The following is a 19,790-nucleotide window of genomic DNA, read 5'->3' on the forward strand; positions in this document are numbered from 1 at the left end:
GTCGATCGTTCTGCCTGGACACCCGTTCGATTTGGTGATGTGGTCCGCAATGTTAACGATAACGTTGGCGACCCCACCTCGGCGGGTTTGACACGGGCTGTCGGCCTAGAGCACCTTGATTCAGGTGCCCTTCGTGTTCGACGCTGGGCAGATACAGCTGACGGGGTGACGTTTACTCGGCGATTTCGCCCTGGACAGGTACTCTTCGGGAAACGGCGCGTGTACCAGAGCAAGGCCGCAGCAATAGATTTTGAGGGAGTATGCTCAGGCGACATTCTCGTTTTCGAAGCGATTCCTGACCGTTTGACTAGCGAATTCCTTCCACTCGTGCTGCACAGCGAAGACTTCCAGCGTCACGCCTTGGCGACGTCAGCCGGTTCATTGTCTCCTCGCACTAATTGGACCGATCTAGCGAAATATACATTCAGGTTGCCCCCCCTCGGTGATCAACGGCGTATTGCTGAACTTCTCTGGGCAACGGAAACTGCAGGCGAGATGTATGGCAGAGCACTCGAAGCGCTCGAATCTGTACGCCAATCTTGGCGGTCTGAAATATTTTCTCGCTGGACGTCAGGGCCCACCTGTTCGCTCGATGAACTCTACGAGGTTCAACTCGGCAAAAAGCTAGATCCCAAAGTCCGGGTACCAGGCCAAGATATGCGGCCGTATTTGAGAAATATAAACGTCCGATGGCGAAGATTCGATTTTACGGACATTAAGAAACTATCGTTCAGCGGACCGGATCGTGACGTTCTACGATTGCGAAACGGTGACGTTCTAGCCTGTGAAGGTCGGGACGTTGGCCGGTCCGCTGTTTGGCGAGACCAGCTCGATGAATGCTATTATCAAAATACTCTTCACCGATTGCGCCCAAAGAATCAGACACTACCACCGGATATACTTGTTGAATATTTCTCCTGGTGCTCCGAATCTGGACGATTTGCCAAGTTGGTTGGAGATTCACTTATTCCGCATTTGACGGCGGCTCGACTGCGCAAACTGAGCACTCCCGTTCCGACACCAAAGGATGCTTTATCATTTCTGGAGCAACTGAACGAATTTGACTCCACCGAGGCTTCGCTCCGTAGCCAGATCGATCGAACCGTCAGCATGCGCAATGCCCACATAGGGATAATGCTATGACCTTCAACGAAGCTAATAGCGTGCAGAGCTTCGTGCTGGAGCTCCTTTCGGGTAATGGCGATGTGTGGCTGGCAGTGCGTGGCCCGGGCCTCGAGCGATCCGAGCTGGACGTGTTGGTGGACAACGACGTTCGGAACGCACTGCTACGACTGAACCCGGAGATCGCCGAGGAACCGAGTCGCGCCGATGAGGTGCTATACCGGCTTCGCGGCATCACCTTGTCCGCGCGCAGCTCCGGTCTCGTTCGCGCCAACGAGGAGTTCCGCGAGTGGCTGTTAGGCGAGAAGTCGCTTCCCTACGGCCGCGAACACCAACATGTCCCGGTACGCTTGATCGACTTCCGGAACCTCTCGCGCAACACCTACACCATGTCCACGGAGGTGACCTTCCGCCACGGCCGGATCGAGCGACGGTTCGACCTGGTGCTGTGGATTAACGGCATCCCCGTCGTGGTCGGCGAGACCAAGACCCCGACACGCCCCGCCGTGACCTGGGCCGATGGAGCGTTCCAAATCCAGGGCTACGAGGAGGACGCGCCCGCGTTCTTCGTCCCTAATGTGTTCTCTTTCGCCACGGACGGCCGAGAGCTGCACTTCGGCTCGGTACGGATGCCACTGAACCTGTGGGGCATGTGGCGGGACGGCGAACGCTCGGAGCCCGAGGGGCTGCGCCTGGTCGAGCAGGGTGTGCGGGGTCTCCTCACACCGAGGACGGTGTTGGACATCCTTCAAGACTTCACTGTCTACGCCACCGATCGTAGCCACCGCAAGATCAAGGTTATTTGTCGGTACCAGCAGTACGAGGCCGTTAACCGCATCGTCGACCGGGTGCTGGACGGCGTTATCCGCAAGGGCCTGGTGTGGCATTTCCAGGGCTCCGGCAAGTCTCTGCTCATGGTCTTCGCCGCGCAGAAGCTGCGCACACACCCTCGGCTCGGTTCACCAACCGTGCTGATCGTGGTCGATCGCGTCGACCTCGACACCCAGATCACTGCGACGTTCAACGCCGCGGACGTGCCGAACCTGGTGTCCACAGATTCGGGCGATCAGTTGATTGAGTTGCTCAGGACCGAGCAACGAAAGATCATTATCACGACCATCCAGAAGTTTCGGGAAGCCCGCGAGGTGGTGTCCGCGCGTCCGGACATCATCTGCTTGGTGGACGAGGCACACCGTTCACAAGAGGGCGACTTGGGCCAGCGGATGCGCGATGCCCTCCCGGGCGCATTCCTGTTCGGTCTGACCGGAACTCCGATCAACGCCCGGGAGCGCAACACCTTCCGGACCTTTGGCGCTGATGAAGATCCAGGGCGCTACCTGTCCCGGTACACCCAGGCCGACTCCCTTCGAGACGGCACCACACTGCCGCTGCACTTCGAGCCAAGGCCCGCCGAGTTCCACATCGACCGCGATGTGATCGAGGCCGAGTTCGACCGGCTGACAGATGGCTTGTCCGAGGAAGACCGCGAGTCCCTCACCCGGCGGGCGGGGCGGATGGAGACGCTGATCAAAGCATCCGAGCGGATCGCGAAGGTATGCGCCGACATCGCCGCACACTTCAAGGCGAAGGTCGGGCCCAACGGCTTTAAGGCACAGGTCGTCACGTTCGACAAGGAGTCCTGCGCACTGTACAAGGACGAGCTGGACAAACTGCTCGGCCCGGATGCTTCGGCCGTGGTCATCTCGACCGGCTCAGGAACACCCAAGTGGCTCAATGACCGATACGCCCGCACCAAGGACGAAGAGGAGCGGTTGCTCGACCGGTTCCGCGACCCAGCCGACCCCTTGAAGATCCTCATCGTCACCGGCCGTCTGCTTACCGGTTTCGACGCACCCGTTTTGCAGACGATGTACCTGGACAAGGTGATCAAGGACCACAACCTGCTGCAAGCGGTCTGCCGCACGAACCGGCCCTACGAGCATGGCGGACAAACCAAGACCCACGGGCTGGTGGTCGACTACCTGGGTGTGTTCGATCATCTTGCCAAGGCACTAGAATTCGACGAGACGGCGATGCAGGAGGTCGTCACAAACATCAGCCGCCTGGCCGGCCAGTTGCCCGCCGCGATGGCAGCCTGCCTCCGATTCTTCCCACCTGAGCTTGACCGCTCCGTCGAAGGCCACGAAGGATTGTTCGCAGCCCAGGAACACCTACCCGACGATGCCACGCGAGACGCCTTCGCGGCTGCCTACAACCGCCTCGCCAGGTTGTGGGAAGCATTGTCCCCTGACCCTGTGCTGACCACATATCGGGACGACTACGTATGGCTTACCCAGGTGTACCGCTCCGTTCAACCGGGTGGCAACACTGGCAGGCTGCTCTGGCGGATGCTCGGCGCGAAGACTATGGAGATCATCAACGCCAACGTACACGTAGACGTGCTTCGGGACGACCTCGAAACGCTCGTTCTAGACGCGGAGATGGTGGAAGCCCTGGAACAGACGCCCGAACGCAGCGCACAACGGGTGGACTTCCAGCTCACTCAGCGGCTGCGGCAGCATAGTGACGACCCGAGGTTCGTCTCCCTGGCTGATCGCCTCGAACAACTCCGCCAGCAACACCAGCTCGGTCAGCTCACCAGCCTGATGTTCCTCAAACGGCTGTTGGAACTAGCGCAGCAGCTCGTCACCTTGGAACGCGAACTCGCGCCGGAGACCAGGGAAGCCGGCGGTCGTTCCGCCCTGACCAGGCTGTTCGAGCAAGCCCGCAACGGCCGGACAGCGGCCGCAGTCGAACGAATAGTGTCAGACATCGACGATATCGTTCAGAAGATCCGGTTCCCAGGATGGCAGCACACGATTAGCGGCGAGCGGGAGGTCAAGAAGGCTCTACGGCGGACCTTGCTGAAGTACAAGCTGCACCGTGACGAGGAACTGTTCAACAAGGCGTACGACTACCTCCGCCAGTACTACTGAGCGGTAGCGGCGAGATGAAGGGAACCGCATGGCATCACCGAGGGCACTGCGCGGCGTGGCACAGCCCCGCGTGCAGACCGTCGGCGAACTGCTCGCGGAGCTCGCCGACGGAAGACTGCGCGTGGAGCGAGACCGGACAGGTGCCCCGGAGTGGCCTGAGCACCGCAAGCGCCTCCTACTGGACTCCGTACTGCGTGGTTGGCCCGTCGGCCCGTTGTACGCCCTAGTGACCGCGGAAGGACCACGCACCGTGGTCGACGGCGGCCAACGCCTCAGAACATTGCAGGAGTTCGTGTCCGGCGCGCTCGACGTGGACGGCCGCCTGACCCCTACCGATGACCTGCTCAGAGACATCGATGGCAAGACATATCCGGAGCTACCGACTGGCTTGAGAAGCGCATTCGACGATTACCCCGTCGTGGTCATCGAGTTCCAGGGCCTCGCTCCGGAAGAGGTCCGCCCTGCTCTCTTCCGGCTCAACGACGCCGACCAGCTGTCATACACACAGCGCAGCGTCTTGGAATCGGGCGCCTTCGGCGAACAAGTCCGCGAGCTGACCCTCAAGGCCGCAGACTGGGGCCTCACTCATGAGCGGATCGGCTTTTCCAACGCTACGCTGGCGTATGAGGACGTGCTCGGCAGAGTGATCATCGCCGTCGAACGCCGCGACGTGAAGGCCGCGGGAAGCGACTCCACCTCGCTCACCGGACGGCTCAAGGACGGCTATCCCACGCCACCCGATGTGTACGAGGACGTGTCCACAGCGCTCCGTAGCCTCATCACTAGGCCAGAGATCGATGAGCCCGCTATCCGGTTCAGCAAGGCCAGCCTCGTCTCCTGGCTGCTGCTGGTGGTACGTGCACAACGACAGTTCGGCCTCGGCGTGGAGCACTACGCCGGCTACCTCATGGAATGGCTAGAACCGCAACGACGACGGCTTGCGGCCGGCCTAGATCTCGACGCCCGGCCCCCGACGCGAGACGCGCTCATCACCGACCTACCGGCCGTAGAACTGCTCTCAATATTCAACGAGCGAGCAGCCGTAGAGGCAATGACTGGCGACTCCACGCGCGTTCGCGACGCCATACTCTGGCTATTCTTCGTGGCCGTCGGCGGCGCCCCGACGCCTGCTAGTCCGCCGGTCCCGCAAGTGCTGGAACTGTACGACCGTATGAGGGAAGGCGTCGACCTCGAAGCCTCGTTGGCTGCGGCTGTGCGGGCCAAGGAGTGGGGGCGCTGGGAGTGAGACGGACACAGATCCGGCACAGCTACGACAAACTCCACAGCGGCAATCAGCCCTACCCTCTCCACGCCGTCACCATCGACGGGCACACCCATCTGGGCTCAGTGACCGCCCAAATGGCACCTGGTGTCACCGTCTTCTGCGGTGTAAGCGGGGTCGGCAAGACTCAGTTCCTGAAAATCCTCGCAGCACACCTCCTCGGTCACAGCACCGGCGACGTGTCCGTCCAGGCCAGTGGCATCGATCTCAACGGTGCCAGCACAACCGGCAAGCGTGGAGAAATCATTGAGCATAATCACACAACCGTACGCTGCTTCCACGTCGACACCGGCCGCGAATGCTTCGACACGATCAACCAGGCAATACGCACGCAAGGTCTTGACGAGAAACGCGAGGCAGCCGACAAAGCACCATTGAGTGGAGATTGGACAAATCGACTCGGATACATTTTAAACCGCGACTACGACGAGGTATCTTTTCAAGGGCTCGATCGGGAGGCGCCCGACACCGCCGGCCCGTCCACATGGCATTACTACGAGCTCACCTACCGAGGCATCACATACGGACCCCATCAAATGAGCCTCGGCGAACTCGCCGCATCCATCGTGCTACGAGTTCTTCGCAGTACGCGATACGGTGACATTCTTCTGCTCGACGAACCCGAGAATTTCTTGTCGCCACAGGCAAGGCAGCGCCTACTCGACGTTATCGTCCAGCAGGCGGTGGACAAGAAACTGTCCGTCGTCATCGCTTCTCATTCCATCGAGATCATCCGCCGTCTACCACTGGCATCGCTGCGCACAATCGAACAAGGACCGCAGGGAGGCGCAACCGTCGCCAACGCCACGATCCCATCCCAGGCAACCCGCGCGATCGGACTGGAGCTGCGCCCCAATGTGCTCCTGCTCGTCGAAGACAACTTCGCCCATCGTCTACTCAAGGCGATACTTGCCCGGCTGCTTCCGACCCTGCACCTTGATCTGGGTATCGTGGAATCAGGTCGGATGCATGGAAGCACCGGTGGCGGAGAAGGCGCAGTTGTTACTACGGCCAGGGCGCTGTGGAATAATGATATAGGCATCCGCGTGCTGGGCGTACTGGATGGCGATTACCGGAAACAGCACAAACGCAAGCCGGATTACGTCGCATTCCTGCCTGGCACCACCTGTCCCGAGGACGTCGTTGTGGCCATGCTCAAATCTTTTCTCTCAGATTCCGCGTCCACACTCGGCGTCCCTGAAGAGACACTTGCGAAAGCGCTGCAAACCGCTGAAGGCGCCGATATCCACGACCGACCTCGCATCATCAGCAATGCCATCGGCATTGACGTTTCCGAGCTCATCAGCTGCGCGGCACGCTGGCTCACCAAGTCCTCTCAATATGAGCAAGAATTACAGGCTCTAATAGGACAAATACGGGCTCTCCTTCTTCAAGACCACATCGATCCAGATAACTCGACGCCCCAGGACGACGGCCAACGTTGACACGTCGTCAACCAGCAGCAGCATCGCCGTCCTCAGCACACCTTCCATTTGTCTGCTGCCGTCGAGCCCTACATACCCGACCACTGGGTTCGGGCTGGTGTTATCTGCCCCGAACACGGACAGGGTGATGGCGCACTATATTAAGGCATGCTCGATAGGGGACGCCATCGCGTGCCTTTTCGCGATCAGCTCGCCCAGTGCTCAGGCAGTCGTCATCCGTAGCGTCTCGTGGCCCGCCGCACGCCATCGGCGGAGCACCCGGCGACCGTAGTTATTGGTGCCAGCGATCCGGTCCAGCTCCGCGCCGCTCGGCGAGCGCCCCTTCGACCGCTCGGTCACGTAGTACGCCCACATACGCTGCTCGGCGGTCGGCTCAGTCGGTGAGCGAGACTCCTCCGAGACCACCGCGAGACGCACCACCGACGCCGTCTCGTCGCCGGTCTCGCCCGTCTCGCTGGTCTCGATCGCAGTCTCGGTAGTGGTCTCCGCACGGTGCCGCTTGAGGGCGCGGTTGAGCAGTTCGACCGCCAGCAGCAGCGCCAGCGGCGGGCACGCCGCGACCGCCACGGCAAACACGCTCAACTCCGAAGCCGCCGCCACGTTGGCGCACAGCGAAAGGCAGATCCCGAACACGGACGACAACCACGCCGCCCACCGGCCGCCGGCCCGGCTGCCGTGTCCGGTCTTCCACAGCTCCACCGTGGCCGTGGTCAACAGCCCATCAACGATCAATGGCCAGATCGCCGCCGTGGCCTCGTCCGCGCCGAACCGCAGCGCGAACTCCCGGCCGTGCCGGTAGAAGGCGTACGCCGCGCCGAGCGCGACCAGCGCGGTGCAGGCACACTGAATCCAGAGCGCGCGGTCCCGCCGAGCCGGGGTTGCCGTGGCGTTCACCGCAACGCACCTCCTGCCGCGCGCTGTACCTCGTCCGGGCAGCAGCCGACGCAGGCGAACACCTGCGAACCGGTCACCGACCGGCCGACAGGCACATGCGGAACTCGGACGCGGAGGAGGTAGTCAGCGCCGCACGTGACGCAGCAGAGCCCATCGGCCTGCAACGGCGTCAACCCGGTGATGATCGTCTCGGCGTTCACCGCGCACCACCGCCCGAACGACGGCGACGCCGAGTGATGTCAACAGTGGCGGAGACCAGCAGTTCACGGCGGGTGCGGTTTCGTGTAGATGCTGTACGAGCCGCGCCGGGGGCACCACAAGAATGCGCTGCTGACGGCGTTGCCGTGCAGCGTCGAGCGAGATGACCGCCGCGTTCTGGGCGGTCCGGCTGGCGGCGGTGATGGTAGGGCCGGTCAGGGTGACCCGGCAGGTGGCGGTGTTGGTGTCGCGGTTGCAAGAGGTAGGACCGTTTGGTCTGCGGATGCTTCGTGTTGGGTCCGGGGTCTGAGTGGCGACGCGAATTCCGCACTCGGCGAACTCCTGGAGCACCGCCCCCACCCGATCGCGTACGGGTCGAACGGGGCGCCTACGGACTTCGCGTCGACCTTCCGGATCGAGGTCTGCCAGTGTGATCGTCTTCTTGTCCTGAGCGGGCCGCTGGACATCGTCCATCCGGTGGTCTTCATCGGCGCGACCACGCGAAGGTGCGCGACGGTCAGGCAGCCAATCGACTGAAATTCGTGGCGATGGCGGTGACCTGCGAGGGCACAACGGTGACGAAGGTCCTTCCTCGGGTCGACTGGGTCTCAGCGGCTGTCATCACGCGTCAGCAAACGCTCGGCGATGTCTTTGAGGGCTTTCGCGTCGTCAGGGCCGAGCCGATCAAGGAGATGACGCCGAGTCGAGTCGGCCAGGTTGGGCGCCGATGCGTCAATCGTGCTTCGGCCTTCCGGTCGCAGGCTTACCTCCACCCCGTTCTCAACTTTGCTTCGCACGACGTAGGCACGTGTCTCCATCCTGGTCAGCAGGTGCGAAAGGCGCGTCCGGTCCCAGGACAGGGCTGCGGCGATGGCGTTCTGCCGCAAGACACCCCCAGCTTCGTGCAGACACACCAAGACACTCAGCTCCGCCTCGGAGAGACCGGACGTCGTCGTCATGTCGGCGATGACCGCGGCGCGAACCGTCTCGTACGCGCGCTTCCACAACAGCCACAGCTCGGTTGCCTCCCCAGGCCCCGCTGTTGACATATCAACACAACCTCTCTAGCGTTCGGTTAACAAGCCAGCCGCCCGTAAGGACTTCCTCATGCTCAACAGTCAACGGCACTATGTCAGCCTGCGCCTGCTTGCACTTCTTCCTCTCGTGCTGTTCTCACCGGCCGTGGTCGTCTTCTTCGTGGATGCACATGTGTCCTGGGGGGAGTACCTGGGAGTCTTCTTCCACCTTTCCATCCTCTTCCTCGTCTCGCGCCTCGATGCGGCGCCGTGGGCCAAGGCAGCCGGCTACGGCTGGGTGGCGCTGGACGTGCTCACCGGAATTCTGATGATCAATGACATTCCGCACGACATCGGCTGGGCGATCCGGCTCGGCGGACACGTCCTCGCCGGAGTCTGGATCGTGTCGAGCTCGCTGGTGAGCAAGGCCTGGCCGGTCACCGTGGTTGGTGTGATCACAGGTCTCTGGCTTGGTGGCTACTCCTTCGTCGGGAATGTGCTCGCAGAGCCGTTCCTGCGTCCAGCCAGCATCTTGATCCTGATCTGGTTCGCTTTGCTGGCGATCTTCCACCGACCGGCCGAGGAGCGATCGGCTGAGCCGACGGGCACAGCTCTCGCGTGACGCGCCTCCAGTTGCCGCGATCGGTCTCGGCACTTCCAAGCAGGACACCGCTCAGCAAGCTGGAACCTGCCGGGTTCCAACGGTTGTGAACCAACACCCTCCGTTCATGTTCAGTCCCACGAGAACAGGAAGTCATGATGACTCAAACCACCACACCCGCCTCCGCTCGGCGTCCCGGAGGCATCGGCAACCTGGCTGGCCGGACGGTGTCCCGCATCGGGTATGGCGCTATGCAACTGGAACGCCTGCACGACCACCGCGCCGATGCCATCGCACTGCTGCGTCACGCGTTCGACCTCGGCGTTGATCACGTGGACACCGCACACTTCTACGGCGACGGTTTCGTCAACGGGCTCATCCGCGACGCACTGCGCCCACAGGACGACGTACAGATCGTCACCAAGGTCGGTGCCGTCTCCGACCCAGGCGGGCCATTCCCGATGCGCGTGGCTCAGCGTCCCGAAGAACTGAGGGCCAGCATCGAAAAGGAACTCATCTCGTTGGGGGTGGAGAAGATCCCGGTGGTCAACCTTCGCCGCATGGACGCCGGGGTGACGATTCCCTTCCCGGACGACCAGCAGGTCGACCTCGACGACCAGCTCGCGGAACTGACCGCACTCCGCGACGCGGGCAAAATCGGCGCCATCGGACTGAGCAGTGTCTCCATCGACGTGGTGCGCCATGCCCTGCCGGCGGGCATCGCCTGCGTGCAAAACCCTTACAGCCTGGTGGCCCGCGACGACGAGGATCTGCTCGAGTTCTGTGCCAGCGAGCAGATCGCTTGGGTGCCCTACTTTCCCCTCGGCGGTGCGATCCCCGGAATGGCGAAGGTGACCGACGAACCGGCTGTCCTCGCCGCCGCTGAGCGCCTGGGGTGTACACCAGCTCAGATCGGCCTGGCCTGGCTGCTGCACCACAACTCCCAGACACTCCTCATTCCAGGTACCGCCACCATCAGCCATCTCGAGGCGAACCTGGAAGCAGGCGCGGTAACCCTCGACGACGAGACCCTCGCCGCACTCGACACGATCCCCACACGCCCGGCCGTCACTTCCCGCGGCTGACCCAACCCAGCCGCTCGCGCGGCCAGAAAAGCCGATTCCGTGCCGCGAGCAGCTACCCATGGCCCGTCATCCCCTCGTGCAGATCAGCTCTGCGGCCCGTCGTGCCAGCATCCGGACTCCTCTGACAGTCAGCGCGAGATGGACCGAGGACGTTCTCGCAACTTGGTTTGCGCTGCCAGAACTCGCCGTGGGGGTGCACACCGGAGATCGACGTGTGTGCACGTCCAGTGCACCTCACCCAGGTCACTGACACGTGGAGCGAGGGACGGACGAGCGCATCGTCTGCCTCCCGTGAGGAACCGGCCCACTACTCCCCACACATCCAGGAGAGAGCCCATGTCCGCCAACACCCGCAAGCGTTGCCTGGTCGTCGGCCTCGGCATCAGCGGTCTCGCCACCGCGATCCGCCTGCGCCAGATCGGCTGGGAACCGGTGATCGTAGAAAGGGCACCGGGCCGCCGATCAGGCGGTTACTTCGTCATCCTCTTCGGCGCCGGCCGGGCAGCCGCGCGACGGCTCGGCTTCGACCACGCCGTCCCCGACCGGTCCGTGCCCAACGGAAGGACCTACATCGCCAACCGAACCGGCGACCGCAAGCCCGGCATGGGATTCGGAGACCTCCCAGGCGAGCGGCGCCTGATGCTGCGCGGCGACGTCGAGGCCGCCGCGTTCGAGACACTTCCCCGTGACGTCGAGATCCGTTTCTCCACGCAGCCCACCAGGATCGTGCAGGACGAGTCCGGTGTGGACGTCACCCTCAACCACAACGGCACGCTCACCACGGAACGGTTCGACCTCGTCGTGGGCGCCGACGGCCTGCGCTCCACCGTCCGGCAGCTCGTCTTCGGCCCCCACGAGAAGCACCTCCACCGGCTCGGCTACATGATCGCCGCCTTCGCCCTGCCGGACCCGCTCGACGGAATCTCCCCGCGCGACGGAATCTGCCTCTTCGAACCGGGCCGCTCGATGTGGCTGTTCGCCTTCAACGACCGGCCGCAGAGCCTGCTCTTCTCCTATCGCACCGACGATGTCGACAACCAATTCACCGGACGTCCCGCCGACCGGGTCCGCGCCGCGTTCGGCCCGGGACCGGCCGGCCCCCTTCTCGGACCAGCACTGGACGCCCTCGACAACACCGACAGCTTCCTGTACGACACCGTGGAACAGACGCGGATGGACTCCTGGTCCCGCGGCCGGGTGGTCCTCGTCGGCGACTCGGCCTGGTGCGTCAGCCTCTACGCCGGCATGGGCGTCTCCGCCGGACTCGCCGGAGCCGACCTGCTCGGCACCATGCTGCAGCGCCATCCCGGTGACATCCCCGTCGCACTCAGGTCCTGGGAAGCTCAGCTACGTCCTCACCTCACCAACTATCAGCAGATCGGCGTGAACGAGCGGTTCTTCTTCACGCCCGACAGCCAACGGCGAATCGCCCTCCGACCGATCGTCGCCCGCGGCTTCCGCCTTCCCCTGCTCGGCGGTGCGTTGCGGTCCCTGCGGGCCAACAGCAAAAGCTTCCGAGACAGGGACTTCGACATCGCGCACGACCCCGTTGCGGCCGCCTAGTGTCCTGCGCCAGGAATCCGAGAGAACAGCTCGACGGCTCCGTCCCAGGGGCAGTCGCGGCCACTGTGGCCGTACCGAACGAAGGAGTCCCACCATGGCGGTCCAGCGGATGGACAACGTCCTCATCGTCGTCGACGACCTCGACGGCGCTGTCGCGTTCTTCGTCGAACTGGGTTTGGAGCTGGAGGGCAGGGCAACGGTCGAGGGCCAGTCCGTGGACCGTCTCCTCGGGCTGGACGGCGTCCGAGCGGACACCGCCGTCGTGCGGACACCGGATGGCCACGGCCGCGTGGAGCTGACGAAGTTCCACTCGCCGGCGGCCACCGGCACCGCGTCGGGGGCGGCGGTGAACACCCTGGGGTTTGGTCGGATCATGTTCGCGGTCGACGACATCGAGGACGTCCTCGCCCGCCTGCGAACCCACGGCGCCGAGCTCGTCGGCGAGCTGGTGCGGTACGAGGACGTCTACCGGCTCTGCTACGTCCGCGGGCCCGAGGGCATCACCGTCAGCCTCGCCGAGAAACTCGACTGAAGCAACGGTCGGCCACCGCTCCCACTTGAGCTGTGAGCTGGGTGGACGGTGTGTCGGGTGATGGCCCTGGCCCCGGCCGGGGTGGACGCGGTGCTCGACTGTGCCGGGTCCGGATCGCTACCGGATCTCGTGGACATCGCGGGAAGCGCCGAGCGGGTCGTGACCGTCGCCGACCTCAACAGTGCCCTGGCCGGCGACCGGATCGTGTTGGCGGACGGCGAGTACGGGATCGGCAGGCTGAGGGATCGGCACGGCACCGAGGCCGCGCCGATCGTCGTCGTCGCCGCGAACCGGGGGCAGGCGGTCATCTCCGGCGGGCAGCTGGAGGTGCTCGCTCGTCGTACGTGGCGTTCGAGGGGCTCAGGTGCCACCGACATCTCCGCTGAACCACTCGTCGGCTGTACAGGCATGGGCGCCGACTGGACCAGCTTCTGGCGGCTCGAACCCCGGCCGGACAACGATCCCGCCCCGCTCGGCCCCATCGTCGCCGAGACCTACGACGACAAACTCGAAGCCATCGTCGAGGGCACTGCCGTCGCCGTCATCCCGGCTCACGACCGGCGCTTCACCCTGCGCCCCGAGCTGGTCACCGTTCCCCTCCACGGGATTGAGCCCTGCCAAGTGGTCGTCGCCACCCGCGCCGCAGACACCAACCCTCTCGTCCCGGAGTTCGTCCGGTTCGCCGAGAGCCTTCTCGTCGGCAACTCGTGACCATCGGTCCACCTCGTGATGCAACGGTGAGATCCGGCAGACAGTCGCCGACCGAGGCGTCCACGTCACAAGCCTGATCAACAACGCGGGGTTCGGGTCGTTCGCTCCGTTCACCGAAGCGGACAGCGGACACCTCACCGCCGAGATTGCCGTTGACGTGGTGGCACCGGTGCAGCTGACGGCAGCGTTTCTGCCCGGAATGATGAGCGCTGGTAATGGCTTCATCATCAACCTCGCCAGTGTCTCCGCCTACCTGCCCTCTCCCCGGATGGCCGTCTACGGCGCCGCGAAAGCATTCGTGCTCAGCTTCACCGAATCACTGTGGACGGAGCTGCGCGGTACGGGCGTCACCGCGTTTGCCGTCTCGCCCGGTGCCACCGCTACCGAATTCACGACCGGGATGGGACCGGACGCACAGGTGCTGACCGCCGGGAGGCTGCGTAGGCCCGAGGACGTCGTCGCAACCGCCCTGAACCACCTCGATCGCCGAAATCCCGGCCCGACCGTCATCGACGGGCGTCTCAACCGGCTCGCCGTGCTCTCCAGCAGACTCATGAGCCGGCGCCGCAGCGCTCTGACGATGGCACGTGTCTTCGACCCTGGCCGCCTGTCTGCTTCCCAGCCTGCCCGATGAACTCATCCCGGTGCCGGCGGCCTCTATGGCTGCACGCGACCGAGATCACCAATATGGACAAGCTTCCGGTGGTGCTCCACTCGTCTCCGATCTCCGGGATCATCTCCAGCTCGGCGAAGATTTCGCTTCCTGACTAGGGAGTCTGCGGCTGACCAGACCTCGGTGAGGATGGCATCGAACAAGGCCGCTTGGTAGAGAACTGCTTGAACAGGGTGGCCCTCGAAACCCCGGAGCGCTCTGCGATTCGCGTGAGCGAGGTCCGGTCATATCCCTGTTCGAGGAACAGCACGGTTGCCGCCGCCACGATCAGTTCGCGCTTCTCCTTGGCAACGCGCTGGTGGTAGGTGGGCGCAACACTGCTCATGAACCGATGATGCGAGATGAGTGGCTTGACTCGCCACTAGCCGCCTGCTTATTCTCGAGACCAAGTGGTGAGCCACTCGACTCACTACTGGGTCCCGAGGTCGTCAGCGATCTCGTCCGGTCTGCCTACCTAGTGAAGGACCTTCATGACCCGCTTCAGAAGCCAGACCGCGCTTGTTACCGGCGGAACTGGCGGCCAGGGCGCGAGCCACGTCCGCGCGTTCCACGCCGAGGGCGCGAACGTGGTGATCGGCGACATCGACGCCGACCGCGGCGCGGCGCTCGCCGAGGAGCTTGGCGACCGTGCTCACTTCACGAAACTCGACGTCACTGACGAGACGTCGTGGTTCCATCACGGGGTAGGAGTACGTCATCGACGGCGGTCTTCTGCTCGGTCCCGCTCTTCAGAGCGAGCCCGTGTGAGCACCCGAAAACCCTGCCGGATCGAACGACTCCCCACGAGACGAGTCGTTGTCGCACCTGCCCGAACGCATCCTGCGGGCTATCGAGATCACCCCGCCGCAGGGACGCGCGAACGGATCATCGACATCACGACCAGGGGACGCCGCACGGGCAGACCGCGCCGCATCTGAAGAACGAGGTCCGTGTGGACCTCGCCGCGCGGGCCACGCCCGCAACCGACCCAGCCGAACGTCAGGTGGTGCTGGCAGAGATCGTCGCTGACCTCAACCAGCCCCACGACCCCGGCACTATCCGGCCGACCCGGCTCGAAGACTGGGCGGACAGCGGCTGATGCGTGTCACCTTCCCCCAGCCGTGAACGTCGCCCTGCTCTTCGCACTCGCCACACCCCACAATCGACATCGAAGCGAGGCGTCACTTGCCCTCTGAGACAACGACCCACCTGCGCCTAGCCATCAACGGCCAGTTGCGCGAGGTGGACGTCGACAACCGCACGACCCTGCTCGACCTGCTGCGTGAACAGCTCGCGCTGACCGGTACCAAGAAGGGTTGCGACCACGGCCAGTGCGGGGCCTGCACGGTGCTCCTGGACGGTGAACGCGCCCTGAGCTGCCTGCGGCTCGCGGTCACCCTGACCGACGAGGAAGTCACCACCATCGAGGGTCTGTGCGGACCCCAGGGTCAGCTGAGCGCCCTACAGGTCAGCTTCGTGGCCCACGACGCGCTGCAGTGCGGCTACTGCACCCCAGGTCAGGTGTGCTCGGCCGTGGGGGCCCTCCGCGAGGCAGGACGGGGATGGCCCAGCCGCGTCACCCCTGGACTCGCGCATGACGTCGACCCGGACACGCTCTCCCGTGTCGAGATCGCCGAGCGCCTCAGCGGGAATTTGTGCCGCTGCGGCGCCTACCCGCGCATCGTTGACGCCGTCCGGGCAGTCCTTCGCACCGGTGACACGGCGACGCCGCCCACCCAGGCCGAGACCGAGACCGGAGAGCAGTCACGGTGAAACCGTTCACCTACGTCCGAGCCCGGACCCTCCCCCACGCCGTCGACCTCTTCGCAGACCGTGACGACGCCCACTTCGTCGCCGGGGGGACCAATGTCACCGACCTGCTGAAGCTCGGCGTGCTCGCGGCATCGCACCTCATCGATGTCACCGACGCCCTCCCCCGTGAGATCGAGACCCTCCCCGACGGCACGACCCGCATCGGCGCCGGGGTCAGCAACGCCGTCCTCGCGGGGCACCGCGCCATCAGGGGTCGCTACCCAGCGCTCGCCGCAGCCCTACTGGCCGGCGCCTCGGGCCAGATCCGCAACGCCGCCACCGTCGGTGGCAACCTGCTGCAACGAACTCGCTGCACGTACTTCCAGGACGTGACCCGCCCCTGCAACAAACGCGAACCCGGCACCGGCTGCCCCGCCCTGGCGGGCGCACACAGAGACCTGTCCGTCATCGGCGGATCCGGAACCTGCATCGCCACCCACCCCGGCGACATGGCCGTCGCCCTGGCCATGTACGACGCCGAAGTCGAGGTCCTCCACACCGACGGACGGACGACGAGACTCCCCGTCGGCGAACTCCACCGGCTGCCCGGGGACCGACCCGACCGCGACACGGTCCTGGCACCCGGGGAGATCGTGACCGCCGTCCACCTACCTGACCCGGGACCGCACCGGTCCGCCTACCGCAAGGTACGCGACCGGCAGTCCTACGCCTTCGCCCTCGTCAGCGTGGCCGCCGCGGTCACCGCGGGACCTGACGGGAGCACCGTGCGACTCGCGTTCGGCAGTGTCGCACCCAGGCCGTGGCGTGCAGGCACGGCCGAAGAGCGCCTCCGGGGACACGCGCTCACCGACGAGCTCGTACGGGCGGCGCTGGACGCGGAGTTCGCCGCCGCCACACCACTGCCCGGCAACGCCTTCAAGGTCGAGATGGCCAAAGCAGTCGGCTTGGCCACCGTCCGGGACCTCCTGGCCGGCCGCGGCGAGAACACCCCCGACCAAGCCCACGACGTACCTGGCCCAGCAGAGCACCGCCACACCCCGTCGGCACCGGCGGAAGGACCCGAAGGAGCCGCCGGATGAGCGCCAGCCACGCGACCCCCACCCCCGCCGTGGGCAGACCTGCCACGTCGCCGGGCACGGCCGGGGAAGCACCACAGCAGCGCCTCGACGCACCCGAAAAGGTCTCCGGACGCGCCCGCTACGCCGTCGAATATGACCTCCCCGGCACCGTGTACGCGTGGCCGGTCCAGGCGACGATCTCGCGGGGCAGCGTCGTTTCGGTGGAGGCGGCAGCCGCACTCGGGATCCCGAGAGTCCTGGAGGTGCTCACCTCACAGAACGCGCCGCGGCTCGACGCCGCGGGGCAGATCGCGATGGCCCACGCGGGCGCACTGCCTGACCTGCTCCTGATGCAGGACGGCCGGGTGCACTTCCGGGGCCAGATCGTGGCCGCCGTCATCGCTGAGACCCTCGAATCGGCACGTGAGGCCGCGTCCCTGGTCGATGTCGTCTACGCCGAGGAGGAGCCTGAGCTGACCGCGGTCCCGGACGATGCTCGGAGCATCGTCCCGGAGATGACCAACGATCTCAGCCCCGGCCGCGTCGAGCGCGGCACACCGCTGCAGGCGCTGGCCGACGCACCCGTCCAGGTTGATCAGACCTACACCACCTCCGCACAGTTCGCGCAACCGATGGAACCGCACGCCGCCACCGCCCTGTGGGAGACAGCGGACCGGCTGACCCTGTACTGCTCCGACCAGGGGCCGTCCTGGACCGCCGTCACGTTCGCCGCGCTCTTCGGCCTCGCCACCGACCACGTCGAGGTGGTGGCCGAGTACGTCGGTGGTGGTTTCGGCTCGAAGGCCGCCCACCGGCCATGCTGGCCGCGATGGCGTCCAGGCTCGTCGGCAGGCCAGTGAAGGTGGCCCTCAACCGCCCGCAGTCGTCGACTCTCACGACTCACCGGAGTCGCTCGGCGCAACGAGTCAGGCTGGGAGCCGAGCGGGACGGCACCGTCACCAGCATCGTTCACGAGGTGACCGGTCAAAGCTCGCGACTGCTCCCGTACGTGGACCAGACCGTCAGCATGTCCCGGATCCTCTACGACGCCCGGCACAGCCTGACGGTCAGCAGAGTCGTCCAACTCGACGTCCCGACACCGGGCTGGGTCAGGGCACCGGGGGAAGCCCCCGGCCTCTTCGCCCTGGAGTCCGCGATGGACGAGCTGGCCCACGAGCTCGGTCACGACCCCATCGAGCTGCGGATCCGCAATGAACCCGAGGTGGACCCCGAGTCCGGCCTCCCGTTCAGTAGCCGGTCGCTTGTTCGCTGCCTGCGCGCGGGCGCCGAACGGTTCGGGTGGTCCGACCGCGATCCCCGCCCCGGAGCGCGTCACGACAGCGACTGGTGCTACGGCATGGGTGTCGCGTCCGCCGTCTACCCCGTGCTGCTGTTCCCCTCGACCGCGACGATCGTGGCCAAGTCGTACGCCGACTTCGAAGTCGAGATCGGCGCCGCCGACATCGGGACCGGCTCACGCACCGTGCTCCACCAGTTGGCAGCTGAAGCTCTCGGCGTTTCGATGGAGAGCGTCCAGCTGAAGATGGGACGGGCATCGCGAGGTCTCGCCCCGTTCGCAGGAGGCTCCATGGGCACCGGGTCGTGGGGATGGGCCATCTACCAGGCAGCCCTGCAGGTGAAGAGTGCCATGGCGCGAGAGTCGATCCCGCCCGAGGGTCTGCGAGTCACGGTGGACACCACAGAGGAGGCGATGCGGCCCCCGCGACACTCCCGCCAGAGCTACGGCGCGCAATTCGCGCAGGTGCGGGTCAGCCGTTACACGGGGGAGGTCTTCGTGGACCGCCTTCTCGGCGTGTTCGCCGGCGGGCGGATCATCAACCACGCGACCGCACGCTCGCAGGTCGTCGGTGCGATGATCATGGGCCTGGGCATGGCCCTCACCGAGGCCGCCGAACCGGACACCACCCTGGGCGGCTGGGTGACACAGGACCTGGCCTCCTACCACGTACCGGCACACGCCGACATCCCCGACATCGACGCCTTCTTCCTGGAGGAGACCGACCTGCAGGTCGGTCCGGTCAACGGCAAGGGAGTCGGAGAGATCGGCATCGTCGGAGTGACCGCCGCCATCACCAACGCCATCTTCAACGCCACGGGAATCCGGGTCAGGGACCTCCCCGTCCTCCCGGATCGAATGTCCGCGGCACTCTCCGCGGTCCCCCACCGGGTGTCCTGAGCGCCGTCGGCCCACCTGTCAACCGGGACCGGGACACCAAGGCTGAGGCAAAGTCGAATGCCAGCGGCTTGACCTGCTGGACATGGTGCGGCGGCGGCACGCGTTGCCCAACGCGTTGCTGCCGACCACGACGCTGGTGTTCCTGCATCTGGGCATGGTGGTGTCCGGTGCGATCACGGTCGAGGCGGTGTATTCGTGGCCGGGCCTGGGGCAGTTGACCGCTGAGGCGTTGGAGGCCAAGGACCTGCCGTTGCTGCAAGGGATCTTCATTGTGCTGGCCGACGATGGGTGCTGACTCCCATCATGACGATCATCGATGATGGTCACCATGGATTTGGTCTGGCTCGACGCGACAGAGCTCGCGCGCCTGATAGCCGTCGGCGAGGTTACCGCGGTCGAGGTCGTGCAGGCGCATCTGGATCGTATCGACGCGCTGGGCGAGCGGGTCAACGCGTTCGTCACCGTGCTGGGTGAGCAGGCTCTCGCCGCTGCCGCTCGCCCGCGTACCGGGCCGCTGGGTGGCGTGCCGTTCACGATCAAGGACTCGTTCGACACCGAGGGTGTGCGGACCACCCGGGGATCGTCGTTGTTCGCCGATCATGTGCCGGAGGCCGACGCCACCGCCGTGGCACGGCTGCGGGCCGCGGGCGGCATCCCGTTGGCGAAGACCAACTTGCCGGAGATGTCGTACTGGACCGAGACCGACAACCTCCTCGTCGGCCGGT

At 65.1% G+C, this 19,790-nt stretch carries 18 protein-coding genes and 3 pseudogenes; 18 read left to right on the forward strand and 3 right to left on the reverse strand.

Annotated features, from left to right (window positions below):
- Positions 1-165 precede the first annotated feature (165 nt).
- Genes GC106_RS49895 through GC106_RS49620 form a run of 4 tightly spaced genes read left to right on the forward strand, consistent with a single transcriptional unit; the run spans position 166 to position 6,785 of the window.
- Positions 166-1,143, forward strand: coding sequence for a restriction endonuclease subunit S (locus tag GC106_RS49895; protein WP_376777832.1), 978 nt, complete (start codon positions 166-168; stop codon positions 1,141-1,143).
- On the forward strand, positions 1,140-4,058 hold the full coding sequence (locus GC106_RS44465; RefSeq protein WP_173142241.1) for a type I restriction endonuclease subunit R: 2,919 nt from the start codon (positions 1,140-1,142) through the stop codon (positions 4,056-4,058). The genes GC106_RS49895 and GC106_RS44465 overlap by 4 nt, the downstream gene beginning before the upstream one ends.
- Before the next feature lie 55 nt (positions 4,059-4,113).
- The gene (locus GC106_RS44470; RefSeq protein WP_173142242.1) at positions 4,114-5,304 is read left to right on the forward strand and encodes a DUF262 domain-containing protein; all 1,191 of its coding nucleotides are present in this window, start codon (positions 4,114-4,116) and stop codon (positions 5,302-5,304) included.
- Complete coding sequence (locus GC106_RS49620) at positions 5,301-6,785, forward strand: ATP-dependent nuclease (protein ID WP_173142243.1); 1,485 nt, start codon at positions 5,301-5,303, stop codon at positions 6,783-6,785. The genes GC106_RS44470 and GC106_RS49620 overlap by 4 nt, the downstream gene beginning before the upstream one ends.
- Positions 6,786-6,986: 201 nt before the next feature.
- Here GC106_RS49620 and GC106_RS44480 read toward each other — a convergent pair whose 3' ends face one another.
- Positions 6,987-7,679 (reverse strand): DUF2637 domain-containing protein, encoded by a 693-nt coding sequence (locus tag GC106_RS44480; RefSeq protein WP_173142244.1) that lies wholly within the window; start codon positions 7,677-7,679, stop codon positions 6,987-6,989.
- 806 nt (positions 7,680-8,485) lie between these two features.
- On the reverse strand, positions 8,486-8,926 hold the full coding sequence (locus GC106_RS44485) for a MarR family winged helix-turn-helix transcriptional regulator (RefSeq protein ID WP_173142245.1): 441 nt from the start codon (positions 8,924-8,926) through the stop codon (positions 8,486-8,488).
- Between the two features lie 58 nt (positions 8,927-8,984).
- On the opposite strand from GC106_RS44485, the gene GC106_RS44490 reads away from it, so the two are divergent.
- The 6 genes and pseudogenes from GC106_RS44490 to GC106_RS44515 all read left to right on the forward strand — a co-directional run bounded on the left by GC106_RS44490 (position 8,985) and on the right by GC106_RS44515 (position 14,019).
- Positions 8,985-9,515, forward strand: coding sequence for a hypothetical protein (locus tag GC106_RS44490; RefSeq protein ID WP_173142246.1), 531 nt, complete (start codon positions 8,985-8,987; stop codon positions 9,513-9,515).
- Positions 9,516-9,652: 137 nt separating this feature from the next.
- Complete coding sequence (locus tag GC106_RS44495; RefSeq protein WP_173142247.1) at positions 9,653-10,579, forward strand: aldo/keto reductase; 927 nt, start codon at positions 9,653-9,655, stop codon at positions 10,577-10,579.
- Between the two features lie 336 nt (positions 10,580-10,915).
- Complete coding sequence (locus GC106_RS44500; protein WP_173142248.1) at positions 10,916-12,142, forward strand: FAD-dependent monooxygenase; 1,227 nt, start codon at positions 10,916-10,918, stop codon at positions 12,140-12,142.
- Positions 12,143-12,236: 94 nt separating this feature from the next.
- On the forward strand, positions 12,237-12,674 hold the full coding sequence (locus GC106_RS44505) for a VOC family protein (protein ID WP_173142249.1): 438 nt from the start codon (positions 12,237-12,239) through the stop codon (positions 12,672-12,674).
- A gap of 54 nt (positions 12,675-12,728) precedes the next feature.
- A pseudogene (locus tag GC106_RS49900) lies at positions 12,729-12,869 on the forward strand (NADP-dependent oxidoreductase); the annotation flags it as partial.
- A 547-nt stretch (positions 12,870-13,416) separates the two neighbouring features.
- Entirely contained in the window at positions 13,417-14,019 is a 603-nt protein-coding gene (locus GC106_RS44515) for an SDR family NAD(P)-dependent oxidoreductase (RefSeq protein WP_173142255.1), read from the forward strand.
- Positions 14,020-14,152: 133 nt separating this feature from the next.
- On the opposite strand, the gene GC106_RS44520 is transcribed toward GC106_RS44515, so the two are convergent.
- Entirely contained in the window at positions 14,153-14,383 is a 231-nt protein-coding gene (locus GC106_RS44520) for a TetR/AcrR family transcriptional regulator (RefSeq protein WP_246368225.1), read from the reverse strand.
- A gap of 145 nt (positions 14,384-14,528) precedes the next feature.
- On the opposite strand from GC106_RS44520, the gene GC106_RS47275 reads away from it, so the two are divergent.
- The 8 genes and pseudogenes from GC106_RS47275 to GC106_RS44555 all read left to right on the forward strand — a co-directional run.
- Positions 14,529-14,975 carry an SDR family NAD(P)-dependent oxidoreductase gene (locus GC106_RS47275; protein WP_217281739.1) on the forward strand — a complete coding sequence of 149 codons (447 nt, stop codon included), beginning with the start codon at positions 14,529-14,531 and terminating at the stop codon, positions 14,973-14,975.
- A gap of 14 nt (positions 14,976-14,989) precedes the next feature.
- Positions 14,990-15,136, forward strand: coding sequence for a hypothetical protein (locus tag GC106_RS47280; RefSeq protein WP_217281740.1), 147 nt, complete (start codon positions 14,990-14,992; stop codon positions 15,134-15,136).
- Positions 15,137-15,222: 86 nt separating this feature from the next.
- On the forward strand, positions 15,223-15,810 hold the full coding sequence (locus tag GC106_RS44535; protein ID WP_246368227.1) for a (2Fe-2S)-binding protein: 588 nt from the start codon (positions 15,223-15,225) through the stop codon (positions 15,808-15,810).
- Entirely contained in the window at positions 15,807-16,889 is a 1,083-nt protein-coding gene (locus GC106_RS49115; protein WP_173142250.1) for an FAD binding domain-containing protein, read from the forward strand. Before GC106_RS44535 ends, GC106_RS49115 begins: the two co-directional genes overlap by 4 nt.
- Positions 16,822-18,513 (forward strand): annotated as a pseudogene (locus tag GC106_RS49120) (xanthine dehydrogenase family protein molybdopterin-binding subunit); the annotation flags it as partial. The gene GC106_RS49115 and the pseudogene GC106_RS49120, both read left to right, overlap by 68 nt.
- A gap of 66 nt (positions 18,514-18,579) precedes the next feature.
- Entirely contained in the window at positions 18,580-19,065 is a 486-nt protein-coding gene (locus GC106_RS49905; protein ID WP_246368244.1) for a molybdopterin cofactor-binding domain-containing protein, read from the forward strand.
- Positions 19,066-19,144: 79 nt separating this feature from the next.
- Positions 19,145-19,345 (forward strand): annotated as a pseudogene (locus tag GC106_RS44550) (ABC transporter permease subunit); the annotation flags it as partial.
- 48 nt (positions 19,346-19,393) lie between these two features.
- The coding region (locus tag GC106_RS44555; protein ID WP_246368228.1) for an amidase family protein at positions 19,394-19,790 on the forward strand (397 nt) is incomplete at its 3' end.

The organism is Kibdelosporangium persicum, from assembly GCF_013280595.1.
GTDB lineage: Bacteria > Actinomycetota > Actinomycetes > Mycobacteriales > Pseudonocardiaceae > Kibdelosporangium > Kibdelosporangium persicum.

What these genes read in the sequence shown, in the direction of transcription:
- GC106_RS49905 (WP_246368244.1), top strand. Translation starts at nt 18,580, where the DNA reads ATGCGGCCCCCGCGACACTCCCGCCAGAGCTACGGCGCGCAATTCGCG.
- GC106_RS44485 (WP_173142245.1), bottom strand. Translation starts at nt 8,926, where the DNA reads ATGTCAACAGCGGGGCCTGGGGAGGCAACCGAGCTGTGGCTGTTGTGG.
- GC106_RS47275 (WP_217281739.1), top strand. Translation starts at nt 14,529, where the DNA reads ATGACCCGCTTCAGAAGCCAGACCGCGCTTGTTACCGGCGGAACTGGC.
- GC106_RS44495 (WP_173142247.1), top strand. Translation starts at nt 9,653, where the DNA reads ATGACTCAAACCACCACACCCGCCTCCGCTCGGCGTCCCGGAGGCATC.
- GC106_RS44465 (WP_173142241.1), top strand. Translation starts at nt 1,140, where the DNA reads ATGACCTTCAACGAAGCTAATAGCGTGCAGAGCTTCGTGCTGGAGCTC.
- GC106_RS44500 (WP_173142248.1), top strand. Translation starts at nt 10,916, where the DNA reads ATGTCCGCCAACACCCGCAAGCGTTGCCTGGTCGTCGGCCTCGGCATC.
- GC106_RS44490 (WP_173142246.1), top strand. Translation starts at nt 8,985, where the DNA reads ATGCTCAACAGTCAACGGCACTATGTCAGCCTGCGCCTGCTTGCACTT.
- GC106_RS44520 (WP_246368225.1), bottom strand. Translation starts at nt 14,383, where the DNA reads ATGAGCAGTGTTGCGCCCACCTACCACCAGCGCGTTGCCAAGGAGAAG.
- GC106_RS44505 (WP_173142249.1), top strand. Translation starts at nt 12,237, where the DNA reads ATGGCGGTCCAGCGGATGGACAACGTCCTCATCGTCGTCGACGACCTC.